The sequence below is a fragment of the Bradyrhizobium sp. STM 3809 genome, assembly GCF_000239795.1.
Classification (GTDB): Bacteria; Pseudomonadota; Alphaproteobacteria; order Rhizobiales; family Xanthobacteraceae; genus Bradyrhizobium.
Genome location: NZ_CAFJ01000152.1, coordinates 1 through 10,468, shown reverse-complemented (window position 1 = coordinate 10,468; position 10,468 = coordinate 1). Strand labels below are relative to the sequence as shown.

The following is a 10,468-nucleotide window of genomic DNA, read 5'->3' as shown; positions in this document are numbered from 1 at the left end:
CTCCAGGTCAATCTCGCGGCGCGCGGCGACCGCAAGCGCTCCAGCCACGACATCGCGCTCGACCTGCGCCAGCGGCTGAAGGCGGTCGCGGTGCCCTCGGGCACCAGCATCAAGGTGGTCGAAGTACCGCCCGGGCCGCCGGTGCTGGCGACCTTGCTCGCCGAGATCTACGGCCCGGATGCCGCCACGCGGCGCGCCGTCACGACCGAGCTGAAGAAGGTGTTCGCCGATGTCCCCTTCATCGTCGACATCGACGACTCCATCGGCAAGCCGCGGCCGCGGCTGCGGCTGTCGATCGACCAGGACAGTCTCGAATATTTCGGGGTCGAGCAACGCGACGTTTACGACACCATCCAGACCCTGTTCGGCGGCGTCTCGGTCGGCTACTCGCATCGCGGCGAGGACCGCAATCCGATCGAGATCGCGGTGAAGCTACCGAAGCAGGACAAGAGCTGGAGCCAGGCTCTGGCCTCGACGCCGGTGCCGGCCAACACGGTGCCCGGCAGCAAGACCGTGGTCGAGCTCGGCCAGGTCGTGAAGGCGACGATGGAAGACGGCTCGCCGATGATCTTCCGCCGCGACGGCCGCTTCGCCGACATGGTGATGGCCGAGCTCGCCGGCCGCTTCGAGGCCCCGCTCTACGGGATGCTCGCGGTGGCCGATCGTATCGATGCGCATGACTGGGGCAAGCTGCCGAAGCCTTCGATCGGCTTCCATGGCCAGCCCAAGGACGAGTCCCATCCGACCTTGCTGTGGGACGGAGAATGGGAGATCACCTATGTGACGTTCCGCGACATGGGCGCGGCGTTCGGCGCGGCGATCCTCGGCATCTACGTGCTGGTCGTGGCGCAGTTCAAGAGCTTCAAGCTGCCGCTCGTCATCCTGACGCCGATCCCGCTGACGCTGATCGGCATCCTGCTCGGCCATTGGCTGCTGGGCGCGCCGTTCACGGCGACCTCGATGATCGGCTTCATCGCGCTCGCCGGCATCATCGTCCGCAACTCGATCCTGCTGGTCGACTTCATCCGGCACAGCGGCGGCGAGGGCAAGACCTTGCGCGACGTCGTGCTGGAGGCCGGCGCCGTCCGATTCAAGCCGATCCTGCTGACGGCGCTGGCGGCGATGATCGGCGCGGCGACGATCCTGCTCGACCCGATCTTCCAGGGGTTGGCGATCTCGCTGCTGTTCGGCCTGGCCTCATCCACCCTGCTGACCGTGCTCGTCATCCCCGCGATCTACATCGCGCTGCGCGACCCCGGCAAACCGACCATGAAAGCATTCTAGGAAACGTCCATGACCAAGAACTACAACGAGATCTGCAAGGACATCTCCGGCAACCTGAAGACCTTGCGCAAGGACATCCCCGACGTCATGCAAGGCTTCTCCGCGCTGGCGCGGGCGGCGGGCGCCGACGGTGCGCTCGACAAGAAAACCAAGGAGCTGATCGCCCTGGCAATCGGCGTCGCCGTCCGCTGCGACGGCTGCATCGGTTTCCATGCCGAGGCGCTGGTGCGCCTCGGCGCGACCCGCCAGGAGGTCGAGGAGACGCTCGGCATGGCGATCTACATGGGCGGCGGGCCGTCGCTGATGTATGCGGCCGATGCGATCGGCGCCTTCGAGCAGTTCCAGCAGCAGGCGGCCGCCGTCGCCTGACGGCTGTTGTCGCTCCATCAACAGCCCCAGCGCAGCGCGGCGGTGTGCACCGGTGCGTCCCACAGCGTCAGCGTCGCATCGTCGAGCGCGGTGACGGTCAGCGAGCAGCCGGCCATGTCGAGCGAGGTGACGTAGGAGCCGACCAGCCCGCGCGCGATCGAAAGTCCGCGTCCTTCGAGAATGCGGCGCGCGGCATTGGCCATCAGATACAGCTCCATCGCCGGCGTCGCGCCGAAGCCGTTGACCAGCAGCAGGCACGGCGTGCCGGACTTGGGGGCGAGATCGGCCAGGATCGCGCTCATCATCTCGTCCGCGATCGCGTCGGCGGAGGCGAGCTTGACGCGGCGACGGCCAGGCTCGCCGTGGATGCCGACGCCCATCTCCATCTCGTCCTCGCCGAGCGCGAAGGTCGGCTTGCCGGCGGCCGGCACAGTGCAGGAGGTCAGCGCGACGCCCATCGAGCGGGTGCGCTTGTTGACATCGTCGCCGAGCACCTTGAGCGCATCCAGGCCGCGGCCCTGCTCCGCCGCCGCGCCGAGCATCTTCTCGACGACCATCGTGCCGGCGACGCCGCGGCGTCCGGTCGAATATGTCGAGGTCTCCACCGCGACGTCGTCGTCGGTGATTACGGTCGCGACCTTGGTCTCCATCATCTCCGCGGCCATCGCGAAGTTCATGACGTCGCCTTCGTAGTTCTTGACGATGAACAGAGATCCCGCCCCCGTCTCCACCGCCTGCGCCGCAGCGAGCATCTGGTCCGGGGTCGGCGAGGTGAAGACCTGGCCGGGACAGGCCGCGTCCAACATGCCCTGGCCGACGAAGCCGGCATGCAGCGGCTCATGGCCGGAGCCGCCGCCCGAGATCAGCGCGACCTTGCCGGGCTTGAGGCTCTTGCGGCGGACGAACTTGTTGTCCTCGCCGAGCGCGACGATGTCGCCATGGACGGCGGCAAATCCCTGCAGGCTCTCGGTCAGCACGTCGTCGACGGCGTTGATCAGCTTCTTCATGGCTTCCCTCCCGGATCGGACTCGTCCTTGTTTTCGTTGGCTGAGATCAGCGCGCTGATGCCGCGCGCCACCCCGGTGATGATGCGGTCCGCATGCGCGTTCAGCGCGTCATCCCCGAAATCCGGCAACTCGACGATGATCCGCCGCGTCGGCCGCTGGGTCTCGGCCTCTTCGAGGCGGCCCGGATGCGCCGCACGATACGCCGTGAGGAACGCCTGCTGCTGCGGCGGTGAGAAATGGCAGATGTGGAAGATGGTCTCGAGATGCTGCAGCGGAATCGGCGTCGGATAGGCCGGATTGATGATCTGCGAGATGAAGCTGCGGTTCTTGCCGATCGCCTCCGCCAGCCGCTGCCGCGTGCCGGACGGGCGGCTGTCGATCACGGCGCGCAGGATGGCCTTGTAGTCGGCCAGCGGGCTCGAGGCCCCCGATGAATCCTGCTCGCTCATGCGCCCTCGCCCAGCTTGGCGAGATCGATCTCGCGAATCGCGGCCTTGACCTGCGGCAACAGGCCCGGCGACACCGAGAGGGCCCGGACTCCCGCCTTGAGCAACGCGGGAATCGCCCTGAGATCACCGGCCGCGTCGCCGCAGATCGACACCTCGACGCCCCTGGCAGCGCCGGCGCGCACGACGTGCGCGATCATCGCCAGCACGCCGGGATGCAGCACGTCGGCGTAGTCGGCGACCTCGGCACCGTCGCGGGACGCCGCAGTGGCATATTGCGTGAGATCATTGGTGCCGATCGAGAAGAAGTCGGCGGCGAAGTCCTGCGCGGCCAGCGCCGCGGCCGGCACCTCGATCATGATTCCGAAGACCGGCTCGGAGCAGGCAACGCGCTCCTTTGCGAGATCGGAGAGCACCGCGCGCAGATGTCCGCGCGCCGCGTCCAGCTCGCCGGCATTCGTGACCATGGGCAGCATCACCTTCAGCGGGCCGAGAGCGGCAGCGCGCGACAGCGCGCGGAGCTGCACGCGAAAGACATCGGGATGGCGCAGCGACAGGCGGATGCCGCGCAGGCCGAGAAACGGATTGCTCTCGCCATCGACCGTATAGCCGGGGATCGGCTTGTCGCCGCCGGCATCGAGAGTGCGGATCGTCACCGGCCGGCCGTCGGCCCAGCGCATCAACTCGGCATAGGCGCGGTACTGCGCGTCCTCGTCATGAAGAAGATTGGCGGTCAGAAACTCGGTGCGGGCGAGACCGACGCCGTCGCAGGCACGGGCCGGCACGATCGCCATGTCATCCGGACCGGAGATGTTGATGAGGACCGTCACCGGCGTTCCGTCGCGTGTCAGCGCGGGCTCGTGCTGGCGCGCGATGGCCTCTGCCTTGCGGTGCCGGAGTTCATCGCCCTCTGTGCGGGCCAGAGCCATGCGCTCGGGACTGGGACCGATGACGACCTCCGCGCGCGTGCCGTCCACAAGCAGCACTCCGGTCAGGCTGTCCAGGTCCCGGCCAAGTCCGACCACCATCGGCACGCCACGGCCGCGCGCCAGCATCGCCACGTGGCTGGTCGGGCTGCCCTCACCGAGCGCGATGCCGCCGCCCTTCGACCAGTCGACGCCGAGGAAAGCCGATGGAGCGAGGTCGCGCGCGACCACGATCGCGCCGTCGGGAAGCCGGCCATCATCAGCGAGCCCGAACAGGTGCCGCAGCACGCGATCCCTGATGTCGGCGAGATCGCTCGCGCGAGCCCGGAAATATTCATCATCGGCGGACTCATAGCCCGCGATCTCCGCGGCCATGGCGGCGCGCCAGGCATCCTCGGCCGCATCGCCGCGCTCGATCCGCGCGTAGGCGGATTCCGTGAGCGCATCGTCCTCGAGCAGCGCGAGCTGAAAGCCGATCAGCTCGGCCGCATCGCCTGCGAGGCTCGCCGTCAAATCGGCCACGGCCTCGCGGGCCCCCGCGACGGCAGCGGCCAGCGCCGCATGCTCCTCTGCGATCGAACCCTTGGTCCGATGGGCGCCCTCCAATGCGCGCAGAATGACTGCCGGCCCGATGGCCAGCCCTTCCGACGCCGCGCGACCTCGGATACGCCGTTCCACCACCTACTCCTCGTCGAACTTCCGGTTGACGAGATCGGCCAGCGCGCGCACCGCGTCCTCTGCATCGGCGCCGTTCGCTCGCATGTACAAGGTCTCGCCCTTGGCCGCCTTGACGCGCATGATCTTCACCGGGCTCTTGGCGTCGGTCCACGGCCCGTCCGCCGCGATCGCGATCTCCACCGTCGCGGCAAAGCGCTTGGCGAGCTGGGTCAGCTTGACCGAGGGGCGCGCATGCAGCCCAACCTCGTTGGTCAACAGCGCATGACCCTTCACTTCCTGCATGCCGATCTCTCCGCCATCAGCCATTGTCGTCACCGCTCATCCGCCCATCAGCTCTTCGGCGGTCGCGCGCACCGCGTCGAGCGACGAGCCGCCGGAGGCTTCGGTCGCCGCCATCACCGCGCCTTCGACCAGCGGCGCGTTGCAGATCACGATGCGCTCGCGCCTGTCCTCCGGCATCATCTCCACAGCCATCTCGCTGTTGGTCTCGGCGCCGCCGAGATCGACCAGGATCGCGACGCCGGATTCCGACCAGGCCTTGTCGATCGCGCCCATGATGGCGCCGACATCGGTGCCGAGGCCACCATCGGCGTTGCCTCCGACGGCCGCCAGCGGCACGCTGTCGCCGACCATCTGCCTGACCATGTCGGCCGCGCCCTCTGCCACCTTGGCGGAATGCGAGACGATGACGATGCCGACGTTCTTCTGTTCACCCATGTTCAGGCCTCGTTGAAGACTCTGCAGATCGCCTGCACCAGCAGGCTGGACGAGCGCGCGCCGGGATCCATGTGCCCGATCGAGCGCTCGCCGAGAAAGGACGCGCGGCCGCGGATCGCCTTCATCGGCACGGTCGCGTCGGCCGCCTCCGCGGCGACCGCAGGCAATCGCGTTGCGAGACCAGCGCCACCGGCGGCAAACGCCGCCTGCACCGGGACGAGGACGTCGAGCATGGTCTTCTGCCCGGCTTCGGACTTGCCGCGCGACTTCACATCCTCGATCGCGCGTCCGAGCGCTGCCGCCGCTTCCGCAACCGACGGGGCCGCCGGCAGGGCCTTGCCCAGCCCCATCGCCAGCGTTCCGTACAGCGGACCGGACGCGCCGCCGACCTTCATGACCAGCGTCATGCCGATGGCCTTCAATGCATCGGGCAGCGGCTTGGCGGAGATATTGTCCGCATCGGCCAGCACGGCCTCGAAGCCACGCTTCATGTTCAGTCCATGATCGCCGTCGCCGATCGCCGAATCGAGCGCGGTCAGCTCCTCGGCATGGGCGATGATGGCCTCGCCCATGGCCGCGATCAGTCGACGCTTGAAACCCTGGTCCATGCCCTATCTCACCCGCTGGCCATCCCGGTCGAACAGCAGCGGCCGGGTGAACTCGATAGCGACGGCGTCGCCGACTTTCAATTCCGTATCAGGCTCGACCAGGCTGACGATGGTCTGGTCGCGCAAGGTGATGTGGAGATGATTCTGATCGCCGAGATGCTCGATCCACTTCACCCGGGCGTCAGCATCCTTCGAAGCACGCCGGACGGACATGTGCTCGGTCCGCGCGCCGATCGTGGCGACGCTGCCGGGAACCGCGAGATCCGGGAACAGCGTCCGCGGCAGCAGATTGATGCCGGGACTGCCGAGCCGGGTCGCCACATAGGTATTCGCCGGATCCTCGTAGATCTCGCGCGGAGTCCCGAGCTGTACCAGCCGCCCCTGGTCGATGACGCCGACGCGGTTGGCGAGCGTCATCGCCTCGATCTGGTCGTGGGTCACGTAGAGCATGGTCGCGCCCAGATCCTGCTGGATGCGCTTCAGCTCGATGCGCAGCTCGGCGCGGAGCTTGGCATCGAGCGAGGACAGCGGCTCGTCGAGCAGTGCGATCGCCGGCCGGCGCACCAGCGCGCGGCCGATCGCGACGCGCTGCATCTGGCCACCGGACAGTTGCGTGGCGCGATTGCCGAGCTTGTCCTCGATGCGCAGCATCGCCGCGACACCACCCACGATTCGCTTGATCTCGGCCTCGGGCGTCTTGCGCACCGGCGAGCGCAGCGGAAAGGCGAGATTGTCGTACACCGAAAGGTGCGGATACAGCGAGTACTGCTGGAACACGAAGGTGACGTCGCGCGCCGCGGGCGTCGCATGGGTCTGGTCGATGCCCCCGATGCTCACGGCACCACTGTCCGGCGTTTCCAATCCGGCGACGAGGCGTAACGTCGTCGTCTTGCCGGCGCCGGTCGGCCCGAGCAGCACGACGAGCTCGCCGTCGTGAATCGTCAGCGACAGATCACGCACCGCCGGCTTGGCGCCGAAGGATTTGCTGACCGCGTTGAGGCGGGTCTCAGCCATGCCGCCCTCCTCTCGCCGGCTGCTCATACAGCGCCGTGCGGATGGCGCGTCCGGTGGCAGCATCGAACAGCGACAGGCGTTCGGCGCGGAAGCTCAGCCCGACCGGCTCCGCGCGGTCGACCCGAACCGCTGCTGGCACGCGCGCCTTGACCATGCCGTGCGCGGTCGCGATGGTGACGATCTGGGTGGTGCCGAGATACTCGGTGCCGAATACTTCCCCACGCAGGCCGCCTTCGGTCGTCAGCGCCACCTGCTCCGGCCGGACGCCGAGCACCAGCTCGCTCGCCTCGGCGTCCTCACGCAGCTCGGGCAGGCCGATCTCGGCACCGTCGATGGACACGCGGCTCGATCCAACGGTGAGCCGCGCCTCGAACCGGATGAAATTCATCGCGGGCGAGCCGATGAAGTCGGCGACGAACATGGTGGCCGGACGGTCATAGATCTCCTGCGGGGTGCCGAGTTGCTCGACCACACCGCGATTCATGACCGCAATCTTGTCGGCCATGGACATCGCCTCGAGCTGGTCGTGGGTGACGAAGACGGTGGTGGCCTTGAGCCGGTCGTGCAGCGCGCGCAGCTCGCCGCACATGATGTGGCGGAACTCGGCATCCAAGGCGCCGAGCGGCTCGTCCATCAGGAACGCCTTGGGCTCGCGCACGATGGCGCGGCCCAGCGCGACGCGCTGGCGGTCGCCGCTCGACAATCCACTCACCGGACGGTCGATCAGGTGATCGATGCGCAAGATTCGCGCGGCCTCCTCTACCCTGCGCCTGATCTCGGCCTTGGCGACACCCATCGACACCAGCGGAAACGCCATGTTCTTGCGGACGTTCATATGCGGATAGAGCGCGAACAGCTGGAACACCATGGCGATGTCCCGCTCGCGGGCGCGACGGAAGGTGACGTCCTCGGCGCCGAGACGGATCGTGCCGGATGTCGGCAGCTCAAGGCCGGCGATCATCCGCAGCGTCGTCGTCTTGCCGCAGCCGGAGGGTCCGAGCAGGCAGAAGAACTCGCCATCGGCAATGGTGAAGCTGGTGCCGCGCACGGCAGCGAAGCCGCCGAACTGCTTGACCAGGTTTTCGATCCGGATCTCGGCCATGACGCTAATCCGGGAACTTGGAGACGATGGTGAACATCACGACGCCCGCGAGCGTGGTGACGAACGAATAGGTGTACAGCACGAGCGCGAAGGGCTGCAGCAGCATCAGCACGCCGGCAGCGATCAGCACCGTCGCGACAGCCTCCATCGGTCCGCGTCGCAGCGGACGCGGCCAGCGCGAGGCTGCGTGTTCGGTCGGCCGGTCTTGCGCGATCCCGTTCATTTGCGCACCGCTCCGAAGGTGATGCCGCGCAGCAGATGCTTGCGCAGCAGCACGGTGAACACGACGATCGGGATCAGGAACAGCGTGGTGCCCGCCGCCACCGCAGGCCAGTCCTGGCCGCCCTCGCCGATGATGATCGGGATGAAGGGCGGCGCGGTCTGTGCCGTGCCGGAGGTCAGAAGCACCGCAAAAGCATATTCGTTCCAGGCGAAGATCAGGCAGAAGATCGCGGTGGCGACGATGCCGGTGGTGGCCTGCGGCAGCACGACCTTGAAGAACGCCTGCAGCCGCGTGTAGCCGTCGACCATCGCCGCCTCCTCATACTCCCGCGGGATCTCGTCCATGAAGCCCTTGAGCAGCCAGACCGCGAGCGAGATGTTGACGGAGGTGTAGAGCAGGATCATGCCGAGCCGCGTGTCCGACAGGCCGAGCTCGCGATACATCAGGTAGATCGGGATGGCGACGGCGATCGGCGGCATCATCCGGGTCGAGAGGATGAAGAACAGCAGATCATCCTTCAGCGGCACCTTGAAGCGCGAGAACGCATAGGCCGCGAGCGTGCCGAGCACGATCGACAATGCCGTCGAGCCGAACGCGATCACCAGCGAGTTCACGTAGCGCGGGATGTAGTTCGACGGACCTGCGATCACCATGTTGCGGTCACGCGAGATTCGGTCACACAGCCCCGACGGCGGCGGCAGCTTGGCCATGTACTCCGGCGCCTGACGGCTGCGCGTCGTGAACAGATTGCAGTAGCCCTCCAAGGTCGGCTCGGCCACGATCTTCGGCGGATAGGCGATCGCGTCCGACGGCGATTTGAAGCCGGTCATGACGATCCACAGCAGCGGCACCAGTGTGACCAGCGCATAGGCGATCACGACCGTCGCCGCGATCCGCTTGGTGAGCGGCGACGGATCGACCACGGAATGGGCGGTAGCGAGACCGGTCATCGGCTTTTCACCCGGTTGAGCGCCTTGACGTAGATGTTGGCGAGGCCGAACACGGTGACGAACAGGATGATGGCGAACGCCGAGGAATAGCCGGTGCGCCATTTTTCGAACGCTTCGCGCTTCAGCGTGATCGAAGCCACCTCCGTGGTCGAGCCGGGTCCGCCGCCGGTCAGCAGGTTGACCATGTCGAACATCTTGAAATTCTCGATGCCGCGGAACAGCACTGCGAGCATGATGAAGGGCAGCGCCATCGGCAGGGTGATCGACCAGAACTGCCGCCACGGGGAGGCACGGTCGACCTCGGCGGCCTCATAGATGTAGTCCGGGATCGAGCGCAGGCCTGCGAGGCAAATCAGCATGACGTAGGGCGTCCACATCCAGGTGTCGACGATGACGATCGCCCAGGGCGCGAGCGGCACCTGCGCCAGCATCTGGAACGAGGACGCCGGAGCCCCGGTCAGCGCGGAGATGACGTAGTTGAACAGCCCGATCTGCGGCTGGTACAGGAACGTCCAGAAATTGCCGACCACGGCCGGCGAGAGCATCATCGGCAGCAGGATCAGCGTGGTCCACAGTCCGTGGCCGCGGAACTTCTTGTCGATCAGCCAGGCCAGCGTGAAGCCGAGCACGGTCTGGATCAGGATGCTCCAGAACACGAAGCGCGCGGTCACCGTCATGGCCGCCCAGACGTCCGGATCGGTCAGGATCGACTGGTAGTTCGCGAGCCCGACGTCCAGCACGGTCGCATTGGGCCGATTGGCGCGATAGTTGGTGAAGGACAGCCGGATGGTCCAGATCAGGGGAAAGATGTTGATCGCGAGCAGGAGCAGCATGGTCGGCGTGATGAACAGCCAGGCGATGGCGCGCTCGGACAGGCCCCGCACGCGCCGCGCCACGACGGGCGGTGTCACCAGGGCGGCGCGGTCGACGAGGCCGCTCAATCCGGTTTGCTCGGTCATGCGAGGGCTACTTAACTGTCTGCTTCAGGCTGACGCTTGCGTCGGGTGGTCCGTCCGGCAGGATCGACCTGCCGGAGGGATCGTCGTGACGAGATGTCGCGGGATCTGCTGCGGCAATCAGAGCTTGCCGTCCTCCTTGAACACCTTGGTCCAGTCGGCGATCAGCCCGTCGAGCGCGCCCTTGG

General features: G+C 67.1%; 13 protein-coding genes. 2 read left to right on the top strand and 11 right to left on the bottom strand.

Features of this window, described 5'->3' with window-relative positions; genetic code table 11:
* A partial coding sequence (locus BRAS3809_RS07920) for an efflux RND transporter permease subunit (protein WP_035655721.1) occupies positions 1-1,284 on the top strand: 1,284 nt, incomplete at its 5' end.
* A gap of 9 nt (positions 1,285-1,293) precedes the next feature.
* Positions 1,294-1,653, top strand: a complete 360-nt coding sequence (locus tag BRAS3809_RS07915; RefSeq protein WP_008961564.1) for a carboxymuconolactone decarboxylase family protein — start codon at positions 1,294-1,296, stop codon at positions 1,651-1,653.
* Positions 1,654-1,670: 17 nt separating this feature from the next.
* Here BRAS3809_RS07915 and dhaK read toward each other — a convergent pair whose 3' ends face one another.
* From dhaK to BRAS3809_RS07860, 11 genes are read right to left on the bottom strand one after another with little or no spacing between them, the layout of a single operon-like run.
* Positions 1,671-2,660 carry a dihydroxyacetone kinase subunit DhaK gene (gene dhaK / locus BRAS3809_RS07910; protein WP_008961563.1) on the bottom strand — a complete coding sequence of 330 codons (990 nt, stop codon included), beginning with the start codon at positions 2,658-2,660 and terminating at the stop codon, positions 1,671-1,673.
* Complete coding sequence (locus tag BRAS3809_RS07905; RefSeq protein WP_008961562.1) at positions 2,657-3,109, bottom strand: hypothetical protein; 453 nt, start codon at positions 3,107-3,109, stop codon at positions 2,657-2,659. The genes dhaK and BRAS3809_RS07905 overlap by 4 nt, the downstream gene beginning before the upstream one ends.
* Positions 3,106-4,710 (bottom strand): phosphoenolpyruvate--protein phosphotransferase, encoded by a 1,605-nt coding sequence (ptsP, locus tag BRAS3809_RS07900; RefSeq protein WP_008961561.1) that lies wholly within the window; start codon positions 4,708-4,710, stop codon positions 3,106-3,108. The genes BRAS3809_RS07905 and ptsP overlap by 4 nt, the downstream gene beginning before the upstream one ends.
* A 3-nt stretch (positions 4,711-4,713) precedes the next feature.
* Positions 4,714-5,016: an HPr family phosphocarrier protein gene (locus BRAS3809_RS07895; protein ID WP_008961560.1), complete on the bottom strand. Its 303-nt coding sequence runs from the start codon at positions 5,014-5,016 to the stop codon at positions 4,714-4,716.
* 12 nt (positions 5,017-5,028) lie between these two features.
* Entirely contained in the window at positions 5,029-5,427 is a 399-nt protein-coding gene (dhaM, locus tag BRAS3809_RS07890; protein WP_008961559.1) for a dihydroxyacetone kinase phosphoryl donor subunit DhaM, read from the bottom strand.
* Between the two features lie 2 nt (positions 5,428-5,429).
* Positions 5,430-6,035 (bottom strand): dihydroxyacetone kinase subunit DhaL, encoded by a 606-nt coding sequence (gene dhaL / locus BRAS3809_RS07885; RefSeq protein ID WP_008961558.1) that lies wholly within the window; start codon positions 6,033-6,035, stop codon positions 5,430-5,432.
* A gap of 3 nt (positions 6,036-6,038) precedes the next feature.
* Positions 6,039-7,049, bottom strand: coding sequence for an ABC transporter ATP-binding protein (locus tag BRAS3809_RS07880; RefSeq protein ID WP_008961557.1), 1,011 nt, complete (start codon positions 7,047-7,049; stop codon positions 6,039-6,041).
* On the bottom strand, positions 7,042-8,151 hold the full coding sequence (locus BRAS3809_RS07875; protein WP_008961556.1) for an ABC transporter ATP-binding protein: 1,110 nt from the start codon (positions 8,149-8,151) through the stop codon (positions 7,042-7,044). The genes BRAS3809_RS07880 and BRAS3809_RS07875 overlap by 8 nt, the downstream gene beginning before the upstream one ends.
* A 4-nt stretch (positions 8,152-8,155) precedes the next feature.
* Positions 8,156-8,374: a hypothetical protein gene (locus tag BRAS3809_RS07870; protein WP_008961555.1), complete on the bottom strand. Its 219-nt coding sequence runs from the start codon at positions 8,372-8,374 to the stop codon at positions 8,156-8,158.
* Positions 8,371-9,324 (bottom strand): carbohydrate ABC transporter permease, encoded by a 954-nt coding sequence (locus BRAS3809_RS07865; RefSeq protein ID WP_008961554.1) that lies wholly within the window; start codon positions 9,322-9,324, stop codon positions 8,371-8,373. Before BRAS3809_RS07865 ends, BRAS3809_RS07870 begins: the two co-directional genes overlap by 4 nt.
* The gene (locus BRAS3809_RS07860; RefSeq protein ID WP_008961553.1) at positions 9,321-10,283 is read right to left on the bottom strand and encodes a carbohydrate ABC transporter permease; all 963 of its coding nucleotides are present in this window, start codon (positions 10,281-10,283) and stop codon (positions 9,321-9,323) included. The genes BRAS3809_RS07865 and BRAS3809_RS07860 overlap by 4 nt, the downstream gene beginning before the upstream one ends.
* Positions 10,284-10,468: the final 185 nt, after the last annotated feature.